Source organism: Argonema galeatum A003/A1 (assembly GCF_023333595.1).
GTDB classification, from domain to species: domain Bacteria; phylum Cyanobacteriota; class Cyanobacteriia; order Cyanobacteriales; family Aerosakkonemataceae; genus Argonema; species Argonema galeatum.
Genome location: NZ_JAIQZM010000055.1, coordinates 11,854 through 29,628, shown reverse-complemented (window position 1 = coordinate 29,628; position 17,775 = coordinate 11,854). Strand labels below are relative to the sequence as shown.

The 17,775-nt window shown below is 45.6% G+C and carries 18 protein-coding genes; 4 read left to right on the top strand and 14 right to left on the bottom strand.

Going from position 1 to position 17,775, the window contains the following annotated elements; translation table 11 throughout:
- From LAY41_RS30200 to LAY41_RS32495, 11 genes are all read right to left on the bottom strand, one after another.
- A partial coding sequence (locus tag LAY41_RS30200; RefSeq protein ID WP_249106178.1) for a hypothetical protein occupies positions 1–284 on the bottom strand: 284 nt, incomplete at its 3' end.
- 1 nt (position 285) lies between these two features.
- Positions 286–981, bottom strand: coding sequence for a hypothetical protein (locus LAY41_RS30195; RefSeq protein WP_249106176.1), 696 nt, complete (start codon positions 979–981; stop codon positions 286–288).
- Complete coding sequence (locus tag LAY41_RS30190; protein ID WP_249106174.1) at positions 982–1,347, bottom strand: hypothetical protein; 366 nt, start codon at positions 1,345–1,347, stop codon at positions 982–984.
- Positions 1,348–1,351: 4 nt separating this feature from the next.
- Positions 1,352–1,510, bottom strand: a complete 159-nt coding sequence (locus tag LAY41_RS30185; protein ID WP_249106172.1) for a hypothetical protein — start codon at positions 1,508–1,510, stop codon at positions 1,352–1,354.
- Positions 1,507–2,010, bottom strand: coding sequence for a hypothetical protein (locus LAY41_RS30180; protein ID WP_249106170.1), 504 nt, complete (start codon positions 2,008–2,010; stop codon positions 1,507–1,509). Before LAY41_RS30180 ends, LAY41_RS30185 begins: the two co-directional genes overlap by 4 nt.
- A gap of 6 nt (positions 2,011–2,016) precedes the next feature.
- The gene (locus tag LAY41_RS30175; RefSeq protein WP_249106168.1) at positions 2,017–2,271 is read right to left on the bottom strand and encodes a hypothetical protein; all 255 of its coding nucleotides are present in this window, start codon (positions 2,269–2,271) and stop codon (positions 2,017–2,019) included.
- Positions 2,258–2,830, bottom strand: coding sequence for a hypothetical protein (locus LAY41_RS30170; RefSeq protein WP_249106166.1), 573 nt, complete (start codon positions 2,828–2,830; stop codon positions 2,258–2,260). Before LAY41_RS30170 ends, LAY41_RS30175 begins: the two co-directional genes overlap by 14 nt.
- 100 nt (positions 2,831–2,930) lie before the next feature.
- Entirely contained in the window at positions 2,931–3,668 is a 738-nt protein-coding gene (locus LAY41_RS30165) for a hypothetical protein (RefSeq protein ID WP_249106164.1), read from the bottom strand.
- 78 nt (positions 3,669–3,746) lie between these two features.
- Positions 3,747–5,234: a hypothetical protein gene (locus LAY41_RS30160; protein ID WP_249106162.1), complete on the bottom strand. Its 1,488-nt coding sequence runs from the start codon at positions 5,232–5,234 to the stop codon at positions 3,747–3,749.
- Entirely contained in the window at positions 5,234–6,064 is an 831-nt protein-coding gene (locus LAY41_RS30155) for a hypothetical protein (protein ID WP_249106160.1), read from the bottom strand. The genes LAY41_RS30160 and LAY41_RS30155 overlap by 1 nt, the downstream gene beginning before the upstream one ends.
- A gap of 316 nt (positions 6,065–6,380) precedes the next feature.
- Positions 6,381–6,515: a hypothetical protein gene (locus LAY41_RS32495; RefSeq protein WP_275974477.1), complete on the bottom strand. Its 135-nt coding sequence runs from the start codon at positions 6,513–6,515 to the stop codon at positions 6,381–6,383.
- A gap of 85 nt (positions 6,516–6,600) precedes the next feature.
- Between LAY41_RS32495 and LAY41_RS30150 the strand changes: the two genes are divergently transcribed.
- Positions 6,601–7,260, top strand: coding sequence for a pentapeptide repeat-containing protein (locus LAY41_RS30150; RefSeq protein ID WP_249106158.1), 660 nt, complete (start codon positions 6,601–6,603; stop codon positions 7,258–7,260).
- Positions 7,261–7,605: 345 nt separating this feature from the next.
- On the opposite strand, the gene LAY41_RS30145 is transcribed toward LAY41_RS30150, so the two are convergent.
- The 3 genes from LAY41_RS30145 to LAY41_RS30135 form a co-directional block, all read right to left on the bottom strand.
- Positions 7,606–8,406, bottom strand: coding sequence for an alpha/beta hydrolase (locus LAY41_RS30145; protein ID WP_249106157.1), 801 nt, complete (start codon positions 8,404–8,406; stop codon positions 7,606–7,608).
- A 192-nt stretch (positions 8,407–8,598) separates the two neighbouring features.
- Positions 8,599–9,051, bottom strand: a complete 453-nt coding sequence (locus tag LAY41_RS30140) for a cupin domain-containing protein (protein WP_249106155.1) — start codon at positions 9,049–9,051, stop codon at positions 8,599–8,601.
- A 173-nt stretch (positions 9,052–9,224) separates the two neighbouring features.
- The gene (locus LAY41_RS30135; RefSeq protein ID WP_420840363.1) at positions 9,225–10,043 is read right to left on the bottom strand and encodes a cysteine hydrolase family protein; all 819 of its coding nucleotides are present in this window, start codon (positions 10,041–10,043) and stop codon (positions 9,225–9,227) included.
- 128 nt (positions 10,044–10,171) lie between these two features.
- On the opposite strand from LAY41_RS30135, the gene LAY41_RS30130 reads away from it, so the two are divergent.
- The 3 genes from LAY41_RS30130 to LAY41_RS30120 all read left to right on the top strand — a co-directional run.
- Entirely contained in the window at positions 10,172–11,596 is a 1,425-nt protein-coding gene (locus LAY41_RS30130; protein WP_249106153.1) for an amidohydrolase, read from the top strand.
- Positions 11,597–11,649: 53 nt separating this feature from the next.
- Positions 11,650–12,033: an oxalurate catabolism protein HpxZ gene (gene hpxZ / locus LAY41_RS30125; protein ID WP_249106151.1), complete on the top strand. Its 384-nt coding sequence runs from the start codon at positions 11,650–11,652 to the stop codon at positions 12,031–12,033.
- 238 nt (positions 12,034–12,271) lie between these two features.
- Positions 12,272–17,775, top strand: a 5,504-nt coding sequence (locus tag LAY41_RS30120) for a DUF4347 domain-containing protein (protein WP_249106149.1), incomplete at its 3' end; no start/stop codon positions are given.

Sequence of the window (17,775 nt, the reverse complement as noted above, 5' to 3'; positions counted from 1 at the left end):
TTTAAATTGCCGTTTGTAGCTCCCCCCCCAGCAATAGGAAAAGTAAGTTTTTGCAATAATTTGAAATAGCCTATTTCTAATTTTCCAGTCGCTGCCTCGCCGCTACCAGATTCTCGGCTACGGAAGTAAATTTGATTCGTGCCGTATCCGATTACCAAATTCCAGTTGGAATCGGCGTAAAGGATACGATACCATTCAGTACCAGCAATGGCGTCAAGAGTAGATTTATTACTATGTGTGTGGTTAGTAGTGCCACTGCTGGTAGGACTATTATCTATTGGCATATCAAGTTTGTGCTACTTCTTCGCCCGTACCCTCATAAAATGCCACAGTTGTGGTTTTTCCTGTGGCGCAGACGCCCCACAAACCTCGTTTGTCTAGGTTTCCGCTTTCGATCGCGTAGTTCCCGCCATTCGGTGACAGTAGAATTCCTTGCCCTGACAGCAGGGCAGCCTTGTGCCCTATGGTTACCCACTCATTACCTGTATTAGTGGCGTACAAAATGGTGCGATCTGAATTCGCTGCAACAATTACCGTTGCAGTCGCTGTGACGTTAGTAACCCCTTCTGTGGAAGTAGCGGTTTCAAGGCGTCGAGTAATATTTGAAATGAGATTTCCAGTATTTGAAACGGGCATTTCTAAGCACTCCCAAATTTTAATTTTTAAGTCGCGAAGCCAGAATGGAACATCGACTGAGATTTTGAATTGTGTGGTCGGTGATTTAACCTGGACTAATTGGTATTCATCCAGGATGCACATCACCTGCTGTAGAATTAAATCGCCTTCTGGTATAGGCGATTTAATTGTTAAATCAGCAGCCCTATAACCATTCAACTCAGTATCGGAACGAACCAGAACAGCTAAATTGAACCTTGATAATTGCTCAATCTCGAACGATGGGATGGGCTGGTAACTTTCATCTGGAAGTTGAGGGGCTATTTTGTGAACTTCTGATAGCAAGTCTCCTAATACAATACCCAATTATTCATCCCCTTTATCGCTATCATCTTTGGATAGGGGAAATCTTTCGCCCCCACGCACACCCCCCATTTTTTGGGCAAATTCCCGCAGTACGGGGATATTCTCTAAAAGTTTCCCTAGGGTGTAATTGTCTATTCCAAGCATTAAGGCCAAAAATAGACAATAAATGTACAACGACAAGAAATCAAATCTATCGAGATTAAAGTGCAAAGAAACTAATTTTTGGCCATTATTTAGAGATTCGGAATAATTCATTTTTATTCCATCTAGTAAAAGCCTTAAAACTAATAAAATGCTAGAGCCAAACAAACTCATTCTTGTAAAGCCCCGACCTACAGCATATCGCAAGTCTTTTTTGGTGGTCACTTATTTAATTTGTCAATTCTCCACTTTGTATTCTCTTTACCAAGGTTTCATAATCCTTTTTTACAACTAGCCGACACTCTGGTAAATAACCATACGCCTTTTCAAACTCCTCTAATTGTTTGACAAATTCCTCAATAATGCTTTGGTATTTTTCTGGAATCACGGCAACCTCAACAAAATTTCGTTGATTTTATTTTCTATTTGCACTTGCCTACTTCTCATCAGAAGTAGTTGTTGGATGGGAAGCCCTGGTAAATCACCTGTAAATCTCCAAATAGTTATTTCAGCTTCTTCGTGCCAAGTTGGCACCGAAGCGGATAAACGCCAAATAAAACTCACAGGATCAGGAAAGAAAATTGCCTGAGTTTTATTTAACTCAGAGTAAAGGGGCACTTTCCAAGTTTGGATTTTGAGCGATTCATTAAAAACAAAAGGCGCGGGGATAGTTTGAGATAAAAAACATCCCAATTTCCACCAAGGTTTGGCAAAAGGATTCGACATCCTTGCTGCCATAATCCTAGATCTAGCAAACAAAGGTATGTCGAAATTAGCAATTGCTAATTTTTTACCATCTGGTGTTAAGCTTGCAACTTGCTGAACAAAGGTTTCGATTTCCCAGAAATTGCTATTTGATAAATCAATATCCAGAAAATCACTAGGCATTTACCCTCAGCCGTTCCATTTGAAAAAGTCAATCACGTCTTCTTCGTACTGAGATGGATCGCACCCCGTTTCGTCAATAATTTCGGCAAAATCAGAACCTGAGATTTTTCCATCCACAAAATCTGCAATTGCTTGCTGGCGAACAAGTACTGATCTGATGCCTTCTTGATATTCTTCTTCTTCCATCGAAGGAGGCTTATTCACAGGGACGTAGAAGCTTAAGGCGGAATCCAAATTGTCAATCCAATTAGTTTGAAACATTGCCTCTTTCAAAAATTAAAGTGGCGTCGCCGCCTGCTCCTAATGCTGGCGCTAAAGGCCCTGCAATCAAGTCATGAAAGGCTGTGGTCAAACCAGCCGAATCAACTGGTCCACTCACCCTAGAGAAGGGTGTGGATCTGTGCGATTGTCCACCGGTATCCCTAGCCCATCGCCTAATCCATCGCCCATGTCCGGTCGAGGGGGGTACAGCTTGTGGGGCAACGCCGAAAAACCATTGGATTTTTGTGGGCTTAACGCCACTTCCTTTGATTGCGCCGATTAAAATTTCACCAGCTCCGAGTGCCGCGTTCGCAGCTAAAAGTCCCACTTGTGCGAGAGTTAATTTGCCCGGTACGGTCTCTTTATCGACGCTTATTTCGTAAACCGCCCTGGAAGTACCTTTAAATCGCAGCATACTTCTGTAGAGTCCCTCTGTTCGTGGCCCCCTACCCCGGTAGGGTGCTGGGTTATCTATTCGATGTTGAAGTCGAGCTTGTTCTCTCGCCCTGGCTAAGCGGAGCATTTCCTCTAATTCACCAGATGTCCTTCGTCTGCCCATAGTATTTTTTTGTAGTTCTGCTTACCATTTATCATGACTCAACAGCCCAAAAATTAGTCGCCGAAAGGGTGTACCATTTAATTCGGATTCAAGGTTATCCCTAGTCAACTAGCGGGTCTTTTGCCAAGCCCCGCCGATCGTATAAAAATATTGGTTTTTTAGGCGGTAGCGATAGAGTTGCGTATTGAAAAAAAACTTTGACCTGAGCTCGCCTAGTCGGTTCTTTGTAAGGATCTCCCAAAATATGGAGTGTCGCCGGGTTGGTTGGGTAAGTTTCGGATGGTTCATCATTTGAAATTTCATTAAGATAAGTCCAATTTGGGGTGTGGCTATTTATTTCAAGAATCTCTTTTATTACTCTCTTGGCTTCTGTTGAACTTACGGAAAGAACTTGAAATTGATATCCGCGCTCCCATTCGGTGTAAGAGTATAGATTTCTGCCGCAATTCCAGCCAAAATTATTACCAAAAAGGGATTTAATTTTATTTGCTATTTTAAGAGCTTCGGTTTTAGTAAATGTTTCACTTGTTTCCCCCGGAATCCGAAAACTTATTTGTCGCCAGATTGATTTATCTTCCGGCGAATTTCTTTCATTGGCGAAATACAAAGTTACTTTAGGAAGGGTTTTTCTTTTAACTCCCGCAACAGAATTAGAAGCAATCAAAGCCTCTAATTCTGTTATGTCAAAGCCACGAATTATTATGTGAAATAAGAAAAGTTTAAGTAAAGTAATTATCGCTGTATCAGCATCACGAAGCCAGCACGCAACTTTCAAGCTAGAGCGGGGCGCAGTGATATTGTCGTCGTCTTCAACATCTTTGAATTCTTGAAAGACCATCCGATTTTGGACGGACATCAACAAGCCTTGTAAGTGTTCCCAAGTATTAAAATTAGCTGGCAATGGCATAATCCACTCTTATAAAGGTGCTTTGAAATCTGCTTTGGTTACTATGGTTGATTCAGAATTCAGTTTAGATTGTGTTTTCTGGCCTGTAATAGTGTCTGACAATTCTTTTTTAGCTTTATCCCACTCTTCTTGCTGTTTTTTGATTTCCCCAACAGTATCTTGGATTGACTTGATTTCACTTACCGCACTGCTAACTATTCCAGCAGTATTATCAATTTCTTGAATTGTTGTAGTGATTTTGGTAAGAGCGTTTTGCTTTGCCGTAATCTCGTTTATTTGTTCGGGCATCCAGTTATACGCATTCTCCCAAACTACTCCCGCAGCTTTCAGAGCATTTCCTATTTTGCCAGTATTTTCGGCCCCAAGCTGGATAATGGACCGAGTACTGTCGAGCAAGCTATTAATGGAATTCGCAATATTTGAGGTCGCTTGGTACATCCGATTGGCCAGCTTAAAGTCGTTCTGCACATTAGTCCATGTAGCCTCACCTAGCAAAGTTTTCATCAGGTCAGAAGCTTTTTTTCCAAGAATTTCGCTGATGTTAAAGGATTGCCCCTCTTCATTTTTCATGCCGATGACATCAAGGCCAGTATCGATAATTGTTCCCAGTGTTTGAACAAGATTGTTGGATAACATCGCTGCATTGTGCAATGTTACTATAAAGGTGATTCCTGTCATAACTTCCTGCAACGGCAGCCAACCGAACAACTTTTTAAATCCGCCTGTTACAGCATTTTTGACATCATCAATTTTCCCCCCCATCCCCTCAAATCCTTTTTTCATTATCCCATCAGGTCTTTCGATTCTTGATGTCGTGGCGAGGCTTGAAGCTTCTGGAATAGCAGAGACTGCGTTTAAGATTGATACTTTAGTATCTAATACCTGTTCTTTTAAATTCACAATTTCTCCTTCAATTGTTCTGAGTTTTATTTCTTGTCGAGCCAGAGTGGGCTTGATGGTTTGATTAATAGTTGCGTTAATATTACCTATTTCTGTTTCTTGGGCGGATACTCTATCGCTTAATTCCGAAACGCGAACTGATAGCTGACAATAAGCTTCAATTACCAAGTAAGCCGCCCCTGCGACTGCCGCCACAGTTGCTGTGATGGGGGTAATAATCGCCATCACAAATTCGCCTACTTTTACTAGCCCGCCTAGCCCGCCGCGCGCGACGGCTCCTACGAGTTCGCCAAGCTTGTAAGATAGCTGGCTGGCAAGATTCCCCATGTTTGCAGACAAAGTTCCTTGAGCGGAGCGAACAGTAGTACTTATAGCAGCTGGCGATTCTAGGGTTTGAGCGTTTATGGTTATTGTTTGGTAAGCCGTAACAGTTGCAGCGACTCCAATACCTGCTTCGGTGACGGTTGCTCCATCAACTTTTTTACTGAATTGCTCTTGAAGTAATTCTTGTTGTTCAGTAACTTTGGCATCTACAGAACTTATGCCTCCAACTATATTTGCATACTCTGTAGTTCCCCCGTTTGGTGAAGCAGGCATTATAAGGACTCCCTTAATAAATTGTTGGTAGTATTTATGTTTTGATTTATTTGTGGAAACCGGGGCATGAGCGTGTTGTATTCTGAATGGCTCATACAGAAATATCCGGTATCTCTAAAGCCTGGATCTACAGTTATGGGGATATCGCAGGGAGGCGGTGGCGGTGAATAGAAGATAGGTGGTGGTGGTGGTGGCGGTAATGGATCGGGCCTAATTATTGGCGTTTCGGAAATTTCATAAATATTGGTACTGGAAGTTGAATGCCATAGCTCAAAACCCTGGAAACTAACCCACCAAAAATAATCTTGGAAATAATGGTAACCCATAAGTTCTGGGTAATTGTTTAATCTGTTGACAGGGAATGAAATTGAACTGCTTGTGGGTACTAAAATTCCATTGTTATCGACAAGACTAAATTTATAAAATGTATCAGAAAATTTCCTAATTCCAGATATCCCACCCCCGGCGGCGGACTGCCTGTTAACAGTTGTCGGGGTAGCCCGTAGAGTGTATTCTTGAGGCAGGTAAACGACTGACAATATTTGTTGAGTATCCAGCCGTTCCGACCCACCGCCGCTGTGTGAATAATCTTTCAAAGGATCGGGATTCACAATTATCTCGTTTGTGATCGTGACGCTCCCTATAAATCGAATAAGTTTTGCTTCAGCAGAGGAAGCGTTCCATTGGAAACTATCAGGCAGAGGGATGTTGGAAGCATCTGCAAGCTTTTTTGCAGCCTCCGCCATGTCTTCGCTCGAAAACGGCTCTTCATCTTCGCCTCTTATAATGCGACGATCGCCTAGATTGGGAGAAGGAAGCCTATATTGCACAGGTTCTCACTTTTTTTATCTTTTTTAAAAAACTGTATTTATTATATCTTAAGCACTATATAACTAACTTTGCTTTTACGATGACTTTAGAGGAAGGTAGCCATCTAATCACCAGAAATCTTGCACAGCAGTCAAAGGATCGAGTCCGCTTAGTCCTTGCAATATTTGACGAGAAAATAAGGGTTTCCAGGCATTTAAATTTTACTTATAAAACAAAATGTCCCAAATTAGCCAACTGCCTATTTAGGCGCACTCTTAATCTGGTGGTTCGGGGTTCGAGCCCCCGGTCGCCCATCAAAATAAATCCCTGGAATCCTTATAATAACTGGATTTCAGGGATTTTGGTTTGGGGCGCTGCGCGATCGTAGATTTTGGTTTGATGCTTCTTGATGCGCCGTTGACGCGCCGTTGACGCGCCAAAATTTATTTTTACCCCAAGCTGAGTCATCATAGGTTCATTCGTGTAGATAGAAGCCAGCGATCGGGTTTAGTAAAGATGGAAAATATTATTACTTCTACACGAACTGAACAAATCCATGAAATCGAAAGCGATACTTTCAGCTTTGCTCCTGGCCCTTACTGGCACAACCATTTCAATAGCCGCCGATCCAGATCATGTTAGACAGATACGACGAGCCGGAGACTGCGAGGGGTGTGACTTAAGTGGAGCCGACTTAAAAGGCGTTAACTTGGCCGGTGCAAACCTTCGCAGTGGAACATTCGAGGGTACTAACTTAAGTGGTGTTAACTTGACCCGCGCAAATCTTACAGGAGCTAATCTTAGAAATGCCAACTTAAGTGCAGCGAATCTTGCTGGCGCAAATCTCGTGGAGGCCATTCTATCAAATACCAACTTAAGTGGAGCAAATTTAGCCGGTGCGCGAATCAGAGATGCTTTTTGGTCACATGAAACCAATCTAAGCGGCGCTAATCTTAGGGGAGTCAACCTTAACAACAAAGGTCTTCTTTATATTAATTTCAGTCGAGCTAATTTAAGTGGCGCTAATTTAAGTAACACTCGTTTAAATGGAGCCAATTTAAGTAAGGCCAATTTGACATCTGCCAATTTAAGTGGCTCTATTTTGTTCCGAGCTAACTTAAGCGGTGCAAATCTCCAAGGTGCCAACTTGTGTCGCGCAACCATGCCAGATGGCAGAATATCTCAGCAAGGATGTGTTGGGAATAGAAGGCGATAAAACGGCTGCGATCGCCTTAGCAAATCCACTGGGCACGGTAGACAGGCCCAGTGGACTTTTTCATGGTTACAAAACTGGCACTTCCTGCGTACTGACCAAGCCAGCGTAGTGCTTCCAAATAGTTTCAGCGCTGTTCCCAGTCCACTGAGCGACTTGACCCCATAACAAACGTAATAACTCATTAATTCTTTTATGTATTTCTTTCTAGGAAGGTCAGGTATTGCAGCGCCCTTCCCTAATATATACTTCCATATATTAGGGAAGGGCAGGTAAGCAAGAAGATTTCCTCTTAATCGGGTGGTTCAGGGTTTGAGCCCCCGGTCGCCCATTTAATTTAGCAGTAACCTAAAAAAAGCTGGTATTTGCTTGTGGCGCAAGCAACCAAGTCATCAAAGCCGGTAGCTGTTTTTGCCAAGAAGTTTCGTGGTGGATCTCCCCTTCTGCTAGCACAAAATGCAACTCAGAATCGGTGTAACCAAGCTGTTTCAAACGATTGTAAAAGTCTTGGGTAATGGGTACATAATCCAACCCAACTCCGTAGAAGGAATATTGCTCCTTGCTACCGACGTACAGCAGTATTTTTGACCCGAAGCGGGTGTGCCTATCCCAGTAATAAAACATTTGGCCGCCCGCTAACATCAGCGCCGGAGAAATCCCGCCAATTCGCCCAAAAATTTGGGGATAGGTTTTGCCTAAATATAGGGAAAATAATCCGCCCATACTAGATCCCATGACTGCGGTATTTTCGGTTTCTGGCAAGGTGCGGTAAGTGCGATCGATGTAAGGCTTTAAGTGATTAATCAAAAACTCTGCTGTTAAATGAGCGCGACCGCCTATCCACGGGGAATACTCTTCGATGCGGTTTGGTAAGTGGTCGATACCGACAATAATCCAAGGTTGGATAGTGAGTTCAGATACCAAGCGCTCTAGTGTGGTGTTGGCGCACCAAGTATCGTATACAGCAGATTCCGGGTCAGAAAAGATATTTTGTCCGTCGAACATATACAGCACCGGAAAGCGCCTATCAGGTTGCCGATCGTAGGCGTCTGGGGTAAAGATGCGGAGGGTGCGATTAACTTGTTCTGCAAATGAGTAAAAGTCGCGAATGATGTGGATGTGGCCCATTGTTTTTGTATTTAAGTACATTGCTAAACCATGAGCAACGTTTGCTTACATTGGCTATTGTAGGGAACGGGCGGAGCTCTACAGCAGGCTATCTTTGGGAAGGTACTCATGGGCCGATCGCACTTCCATAAGTACCTGAACTGGTGTCTCTGTCTAATGGCTGCACACCTTAGCAGCATTTTAGGCTTAGCTTGCGATCGCAAGTGGCTTTTTTTAGCATGGAACCAGCGCATCTGTACGACTGAGAACTCTTAAATCTTCTTCATCTAACTCTACGGGTGTGCCGCTGCGAATCAGTTCCACAAAGTCTTCGTTGGGAACCATAAAACACAGGGCGTACAAGCGCCCGGAACCCGTATTTTTAAGTTCGTGAGTTCCTGTTGGCGGTACTAATATGCTGTCTCCGGCACTAATAGAAACGGTTTTTCCATCACAGGTTGCCAATCCTTCTCCTTTGAGGATAAAAAACATTTCCACAGCCATATTATGACGATTGGGAGGAGTTTTACCACCAGCATCAAAAATTTCGACGCACAAAGTTAACGATACGTTAGCACTTGCCGGATCGAAGACGATCGCTAACCGATTGCTGTCCTGGGGACTGATGCGAAAAGCTTGATAATCTCTGAGAGACTTAACAACCGGAATCATGCAACGATTAGTCATTTGTCCTTTTTCCTTTGTTATTTGGTAGTTAGATAGTCAAATTGTCTGTTGTCATCGTTGGTTAAATTTTTACCGCAGATGAAGACAGATAAACGCAGATAAACGCAGATAAGAATAATCACACGAGTTTTTTAGGTCACCGATGTGTAAGGACATGATGTGATTAGTTGTTTTTACTGCTGTGGGTTCAATCCAAAATCTAAAATCCTTTCATCCAAAATCGAATGAGTAATTGCCTTTAAGATAGCTTGGGAATCGGTGACAAAACCAAAACATTGTTTTACGTTATAAAGAGTGGCTTGCCAGCAATACTCTGGGGAAGTAGTGGCGGTGCAATCCTCAACTAAAATACAGTCATAACCCAGGAAGTTAGCATCTTGCAATGTAGCCATTACGCACTGATCGGCATTCACTCCTCCAAAGAATAGAGTAGTTTTTCCCAGGTTTCGCAGGATACTATCTAAAGGAGTATCCCAAAAACCGCTCATTCTGTATTTATCAACACGGATATCTTCAGGTTTTTGTTCTAATTCATCTACTACTGCCGCTGCCCAACTACCAGCCATCAGGACTTTGGCACCACTGACAGGCAAAGGATCGCCCAAACCTACGCTCGAGCCTGTAGGATTGTAAACGTGGCGCAATCCAGCACTGATATTCAGTAAATCGGGACGGTTTCCCCAATTTAGCCAAATTACAGAAACATTGGCTTTTCGCAATTCTGGCAGTAGTGTTTTGAGGGGATTGATGGGAGTCTGTGTGGGTGTCACGTCTACGCCAATATGCGCTAGCCAGCCATCTGGATGACAGAAGTCATTTTGCATATCAATTACTAATATGGCTGCTTTTGCCAAATCCAGGCGTAGCTTTTTGGTTTCTGTTGGCAGTATTATGGATTGGGGTTCGAGGGGCGGGCGGGTGATATCGGCTATTTCGGCATCAACTGCCCAGGCATTTGGGGGTACGCCCAAGGTACGGAGGGGTTTCATCATAGTTTTGGGGAATGAGGAATGAGTTCTGTTATAGTTCCAAATTAAATTACACTTATATTATGTTGAATACTACTTTTAATGCCCAAGCCTCCAAAACTTTCTAAATTCTTAATTTCAAGGTAAAATTTGTGAGTTTTACTCTCCAACAAGCGTTAATTCCGGTCGATCGCGCTTACGCAACCGCTGATGTGCAAGTAGTAGGCGATCGCATTGCCGCTATTGACCCCAATCTGGATGCGATCGGCATTGCTGTCGATTGTAACAACAAACTCCTCCTCCCCGGTTTCGTCAACGCGCACACCCACTCCTCGGAGATGTGGCAGCGGGGAGTGATTCCCCCGGTTCCCCTAGAATTGTGGCTTGCAGAACTCTACGACTTTGTACCTCTGGAACTGGAACAAATTTACCTGACTGCTTTAGGTACGGCGGTAGAAACTTTGCTGTCTGGAGGCACAAGTGTTGTCGATCACTTAGTTTTGATTCCGGGTAAAGAAATCGAAACTATTGCTACGGCTGTTCGCGCTTACAAAGAAGTCGGTATCCGCGCTTTTATCGCCCCCCTCATTCAGGATGAATCTCTCACAGCAGGCATTCCCAGCGGCGATACAAAACAGGAACACGAAACTTATATTCGCTCGACAAGCGCCACTCTGCAATTAATAGAAGACGCTGTAAATAAGTTTCACAAACCAGAAGAAGGCGTTTATATTCTGGTTGCGCCGACGGGAATTCAACTGTGTTCTGATGCTTTGTTTGAAGGTTGTGCAGAATTGAGCGATCGCTACAATCTCTGTCGCCATTCTCACCTGCTAGAAACTAAAGCCCAAGTGTTGCTAGCTCAAGAAAAATACGGATGTAGCGCAGTTGAACATCTGCAGCGCATCGGTTATCTGGGTTCCCGCACTTCTTTAGCCCACTGCGTGCATTTGACCGATGCAGATATTGCCATTTTGGTAGAAACTCAATCCACCGTTGTACATAATCCCCTCAGTAACCTGCGTTTGGGTAGCGGCATTGCTCCTATTTTGAAATATCTGCAAGCGGGAGTCAATGTGTCTTTTGGGTGTGATGGTTCTGCTAGTAACGATTCGCAAGATTTGCTGGAAGCTATCAAGATTGGTTCGATTTTGCACAACGTGACGGATTTAGATTATCACCACTGGATCGAACCGCGTCAATCGGTGGAAATGGCATCTTTGGGAGGTGCTAAAGGATTGAATGTGGCGGATGAACTTGGTTCTCTGACTGTGGGCAAAAAAGCCGATATGGTACTTTACGATCTTAAGAGTTTGTCGCTGTTACCGCGCACAGACCCGATAGGTTTGTTAATATTGGGTCGTCCCACTCAGGCGGTTGACAGTGTTTGGGTAAATGGCAAAAGAGTTGTTGCGAATGGGCAGGTGACAACTATCGATGTAGATAAGTTAAGAAAGGAATTGTTCGATCGCAGTCAGTGGAGTACAAATCGCCAGTCAAAAACACTGGGTGAAGTGTCAGCCCATTATCGCAGTGTGATGGGATTGCCAGATCGATCGGGCCAAGGTTACTCGTAGGATTTGTGGTGGGCAATGCCCACTACAATCGCTAATATTTATTTACCCAAACTATGGATATCAATATTCCCGATGTGGTAGCTGAAGTGACAGCAGCATTTCAGCGTTATGAAAAGGCATTAATTAGCAATGACATCGCCGTACTAGACGAACTATTTTGGCAAAGTTCCCAGACTGTCCGCTTTGGCGTGGAAGAAAATCTGTACGGTTATGATGCTATAGCCACTTTTCGCAGCAAGCGATCGTCCGCTAATTTAGAAAGGGTACTGATAAATACTGTCATCACCACTTACGGACGGGATTTGGCCACAGTAAATACAGAATTTAAACGCCCACCATCCTCAAATCAGATCGGACGCCAAAGTCAAACTTGGATGCGAACCGCAGAAGGTTGGCGCGTTGTTAGCGCCCATGTTTCATTTCTAGTTGGCGAGTAACTTAGCTTCATTGCTAACCTAATTAAAGTGGACAAACCACTCCCAGCATCAGTTATATTGGTGAGATAGTGGAAATACCGAGATCGCAAATATAGTGAAATTACTTAGATAAAACTTAAATATCAAGATTTGATAAATTTTGGCGGGTTTTTGGCTCATAATTTGGAAAATCCTGTCTAGGCGTTGATAGATATAAATTGTTATTTGCGCCGTCAATAACTCTATAAAAGGTTCCGCTATGGTAAACAACATCAACTCCAGCAGCCAGCAAAAAGCCCTAGTTTTCATCGACTCAACAGTGCCCGACTACCAGGGTCTTGCTGCTGCGGTTGAACCGGGAACCGAAGTAATTATCCTCGATGGGACGCGGGATGCGATCGGGCAAATTACGGAAGTGCTGGCTTCTCGTAATGGCACAAACGCGGTTCACATCGTCTCGCACGGTAGTCCCGGCAGCTTGCATTTCGGCAAAACGCAACTGAATTCGGACAATCTCCACACATACGCGCCTCAGTTGCAACAGTGGCAGAATGCTTTAACGGATGATGCCGAGATCCTCCTCTACGGTTGTAACGTGGCGGCAGACCTCACCCCCAACCCCCTCTCCGCAACGGAGAGGGGGCTAAATACACACCCCTCCACGCAAGGGGATGGAGTTTCTTCCTTCCTGCCCCCCTCCCCGTGGCGGGGAGGGGATGGGGGTGGGGTTTCCTTCCTGCAACGACTGAAGGAGTTGACAGGTGCAGATATTGCGGCTTCCCATAACTTAACGGGTAACGCAGCACTGGGCGGCGACTGGAATTTGCAAGTTACCACCGGAAAGATTAAAGCATCCTTGGCGTTTGTGGCGAGTGCGATCGCATCTTATCAGGGAATTTTAGCCACCTTCAATGTTAATTATGGTGATGCTACAGGGCTTATTAATGCGATTACCAATGCCAACGATGAAATTACTAATCCTGGCGCGGACACCATTAACTTATTGGGCGGCACTTACACCCTGACATCAGGCGCATACAACTACACTAGCGGGATCGACTGGGGAAATAGCGGCCTCCCGGTAATTACTTCGGATATTATCATCAACGGTAACAGCGCAACGATCGCACGAGACAACAGCGCCTCAACAACCTTCCGTTTGTTTACTATTGGCGGATCTTCAGGCAACCTAACTCTAAACGACATAACCCTTGAAAATGGAAACGTCACTGGTTCTTCGGGTGGTTCCGCACCCGATGCTGGTGCCATATCCAACATTAGCGGTACAGTCAATATCAACAACAGCACCCTACGCAACAACGCTGCTGGTGATGATGGCGGTGCGATTGCCAATTTTGGCACCATGAATATCCAAAACAGCACTATCAGTAATAACACTGCCCAAGGTGATGGCGGGAGTGTTGACGGGGGTGGTGCGATCGAAAACGATGGTGCAACTGCTACGCTAAACCTGACCAATACCACCATTAGCGGCAACGTTCATAACGGCAGCGGTATTGGTAACAGTCAAGGCGGTGCTATCCGAAACCGTAATTCGGCTACGTTAAGTATTGTCAACAGCACTATTTTTAATAACACAGCCAAATCCGGTATTGGCGGCGGAATTTTTGTGGAAAGCGGTGCCGTTACGATCAAAAATTCGATCGTCATTGGCAACACCGCCACCAGCAACTCCGATGTTTCGGGAACCTTTACCAGCAATAATACCAACATAATTGGGGACACAACTGGCAGCAGCGGTTTTGGCAGCGATATTTCAGGTGTTGCTGCCGGAAGCGTAATTAATACCACTCTAGCTATTAACGGTGGCCCGACTAAAACTCACGCTTTAGTTACTGGCAGTAAGGCCATCGATGCAGCTAACGCCGCCGATGCACCCACCACCGACCAAAGAGGAATGCCTCGGCCCAGCGACGGGGATATAAACGGCACCGCAATTGCTGACATCGGTGCTTATGAAGTCGATGTCAATAAAGCGCCAGTTTTAACTGCGGGAACGTCAACTCTACCAACTATTAACGAAGACGAATCTCTTGCCAGCAATACGGGAATGCTGGTTTCCGACCTAATTGCTGGTTTAGCCACCGACGATAACAGCGACCCGTTGGGAATTGCCGTCACGGGAGTGGATAACACTAACGGCGCTTGGCAATTCTCCACAGATGGCACAACTTGGACACCCTTCGGCGCGGTTTCCGATAGCAGCGCCACAGTCTTGGGTTGGACATCACTCTACAGCGGCTTTGTCACTGGTACACCCAATAGCCAAGGCTGGTTCCAATTTGGCACTTCTCCTCCTGTTGGCACTCAAACTGCTAGTGGTAACTTGACCAACTTAGTAACTCAGGTTTCATCAGCGGCTGGCTACAGCAATTACCAAGCATTATCTGCAACTTTAGTCAATCCAGCTTTTCCGATTCTCGATCGCACTAAAGGCTTTACCGTTCGTTTCGATGGCAAACTCAACAGCGAATATCACTCCAGCGATGATAACAGTGACGGACTGATAGACCGTTCTGGTTTGAGCTTGATCGCAGTTAGCAGCGACAACACTAAAGCGATCGAACTTAGCTTTTGGCCGGACGAAATATGGATCAAGAATGATGGCCCGAATGTAACGCCCGTTCCCAACCCCACTAGAACTCTTTTCACTCACAGCACCACAGAACGTGCCTTGCAGTCAACCTCCCCTTTGACTCGCTACGAACTGTCAGTTTTAAACAATAATTACACCCTCAAATCCAATGGCACGCAAATTCTCAGCGGTGCATTGCGCGACTATCGGGCCTTCGACTCCGCTGGTGCAGGTTTACCCTACGATCCCTACGAACAGCCAAACTTCTTATTCTTGGGCGATAACACCAGTTCTGCATCGGGTAACTTCGACTTCAAACGCATCGCACTTCAGACAGATACGAGAGTTCGCTTCGTTCCCAACACCGACTACAACGGCACTGTCAATCCCGGCATCACTTTCCGCGCTTGGGATACCACCAACGGTCTCAAAAACGGCCAAACAGGGGTGAACGCCTCCGTCAACGGCGGACAAACCGCTTTCAGCAACACCACTACGACTGCCAACATTACTGTCAACCCCATCAACGATGCGCCGCAGTTCACCAAAGGCAGCGATGTGGCGGTAAATGAGGACGCAGGCGGACAAGCGATCGCATGGGCAACCAATATTCTCCCCGGCCCAGCTACCGCGACCGACGAAACCAGCCAAATTTTAACCTTTACTCCCACCATCACCGGGACAACTGGCGGTTTGACCTTTACATCCGCACCTGCTATTGACGCGACTACTGGCAAACTCACCTTTACATCCGCATCGAACAGCAGCGGTACAGCTACCGTCCAGGTGGTACTCACCGACAACGGCAGCAACATCGCACCGAACGTCAACACCAGCGCCGCGCAAACCTTCACTATCACCGTCAACCCCATCAACGACGCGCCGCAGTTCACCAAAGGCAGCGATGTGGCGGTAAATGAGGACGCAGGCGGACAAGCGATCGCATGGGCAACCAATATTCTCCCCGGCCCAGCTACCGCGATCGACGAAACCAGCCAAATTTTAACCTTTACTCCCACCATCACCGGGACAACTGGCGGTTTGACCTTTACATCCGCACCAGCTATTGACGCGACTACTGGCAAACTCACCTTTACATCCGCATCGAACAGCAGCGGTACAGCTACCGTCCAGGTGGTACTCACCGACAACGGCAGCAACATCGCACCGAACGTCAACACCAGCGCCGCGCAAACCTTCACTATCACCGTCAACCCCGTCAACGACGCGCCAGATCTAACTGTTCCCAGCAGTCAAACCGTCAATCAAGACACGAATTTAGCCATTGGGGGTATTAGCATTGCCGATGTGGATGCGGGTACTGCTGCTGTAAAAGTTACTGTATCTGCGACTAGCGGAGTTCTGACTTTAAGTTCGACAACCGGACTCACCTTTACCACAGGCGACGGCACAACCGACCCTACCATAACGTTTAGCGGCAAGCTTGCCGATATCAATACGGCTTTAAGTAATCTCACTTATAAAGGTAATACCAATTTTAACGGTACTGACAGTATTAATATCTCCGTAGATGACCAAGGGAATACTGGGAGTGGTGGAAGTAAGACGGATAATGATGCGATCGGCATTAACGTCACCGGAATACCCGCACCCGCAAGTTCCGTCCTGCTTAACGAAGTCGTCACCGACCCGCAACAAGACTGGAGTACCAACAACTTCAACGGTACACCCGGCGCAGGCACAATCAGCCAGGGAGTAGACGAATGGGTAGAACTCTACATCGCCAAAGATGGACTAAACCTAACTAATTGGAAAATCGAACTTCTTGACGGCACCGACGTAATCGGCGACCTCAGTAACAACGTTGCTACTAGAGCGTTTCAGGTACAAAATTATATCAGTGCTAGCGGTGGTAGCTTTACCAACACCAAAGCAGGCGACTATTTTGTGTTGGGTAATGTAGCCAGTTCCGGTCAGATGAGTAACAACATCAGCATTTTGCTGAAAGACCACACTGGTGCTGTAATTGACAAAGTGAAACTTGGTGGTGGCGGCGCACCTAACGGTGCTGCAACCGCTATAGGCGATCAAGCAGTAGCGCGTGTTCCCAACGCTACAGACACGAACAACGACGCCAACGATTTCCGCAAACAAGCGACCACTCTTGGCGCTAGCAACAACATCCCAGAAATCCAAGTATTAGAAACTGCTACCGACATTCCCGACAACACAGGTAGCGTCAATTTCGGCACCACTCCTCTGGGTACTGGTATTACCAAAACCTTTACCGTCAAAAACACAGGTTTTAACGACTTAACCTTAAATGCAATTTCCCTCACAGGTACTGGTTTCAGCTTAGCGAGTCCCTTCGGCAGCACTACAATTGCCGCCGGTTATTCTACCACCTTTCAAGTTCAACTCGACGCCAACAACGCAAGCACTTTCAACGGAAATATATCTTTTGGGAATAACGACGCCGACGAAAATCCCTTCAATTTCGATATCAGCGGCGTAGTACAAGCGCCAGAAGTTTCCATTACTCCCGGCACAAATCCCAACGAAGAGGGTACAACCAACGGCATATTTAATGTCAAGCTGAGTAGTCCCGCGCCAACTGGCGGTTTAACCGTCAACTTTGCCCCCTCCGGTACAGCCAGCAATCCCGCCGACTATAGTTTTGCTGCCGGTACGAATGTTGATACGATTGCGATCGGCAGTATTGTTATTGCTGCTGGAAAAGATACCGCTACTATTAATGTTGTTCCCGTTGATGATAATCTAATCGATCCTGGTGAAACAGTAGATCTCACCCTCACCAACGGCACAAACTACACCGTCAGCGCCACAAATAAGAACGCCAGTCTGACAATCATCGACAACGACAGCAGCATCCAATTCTCCCAAGCAAACTATCAAGTATCGGAAGATGGCACAGTAGTTGGTGTCGCCATCACTTTAAATCGAACCGGCGTCACCACAAGCACATCTAGTGTAAACCTACAACTAACAAACGGCACAGCAACAGGCGGCACAGATTTCACCGCCACCACTCAAAATATTATCTTTGCCGCCAACGAAACAAGTAAAACAGTTGTGGTTCCCATCACCGAAGACAGTTTAGTAGAAGGTAACGAAAATCTCACCCTCACCTTAGCTAATCCCAGTGCAAATACAGCAATAGGAACGCAAAAGACTGCCACATTAGA

Excerpts from the sequence above, each read along its gene's own strand:
- LAY41_RS30145 (WP_249106157.1), bottom strand. The coding sequence starts at position 8,406 with ATGTACTTAAATACAAAAACAATGGGCCACATCCACATCATTCGCGAC.
- LAY41_RS30180 (WP_249106170.1), bottom strand. The coding sequence starts at position 2,010 with ATGCCTAGTGATTTTCTGGATATTGATTTATCAAATAGCAATTTCTGG.
- LAY41_RS30175 (WP_249106168.1), bottom strand. The coding sequence starts at position 2,271 with ATGTTTCAAACTAATTGGATTGACAATTTGGATTCCGCCTTAAGCTTC.
- LAY41_RS32495 (WP_275974477.1), bottom strand. The coding sequence starts at position 6,515 with ATGATGACTCAGCTTGGGGTAAAAATAAATTTTGGCGCGTCAACGGCG.
- LAY41_RS30165 (WP_249106164.1), bottom strand. The coding sequence starts at position 3,668 with ATGGTCTTTCAAGAATTCAAAGATGTTGAAGACGACGACAATATCACT.
- LAY41_RS30135 (WP_420840363.1), bottom strand. The coding sequence starts at position 10,043 with ATGATGAAACCCCTCCGTACCTTGGGCGTACCCCCAAATGCCTGGGCA.
- LAY41_RS30150 (WP_249106158.1), top strand. The coding sequence starts at position 6,601 with ATGAAATCGAAAGCGATACTTTCAGCTTTGCTCCTGGCCCTTACTGGC.
- hpxZ (WP_249106151.1), top strand. The coding sequence starts at position 11,650 with ATGGATATCAATATTCCCGATGTGGTAGCTGAAGTGACAGCAGCATTT.
- LAY41_RS30160 (WP_249106162.1), bottom strand. The coding sequence starts at position 5,234 with ATGCCTGCTTCACCAAACGGGGGAACTACAGAGTATGCAAATATAGTT.
- LAY41_RS30140 (WP_249106155.1), bottom strand. The coding sequence starts at position 9,051 with ATGACTAATCGTTGCATGATTCCGGTTGTTAAGTCTCTCAGAGATTAT.
- LAY41_RS30170 (WP_249106166.1), bottom strand. The coding sequence starts at position 2,830 with ATGGGCAGACGAAGGACATCTGGTGAATTAGAGGAAATGCTCCGCTTA.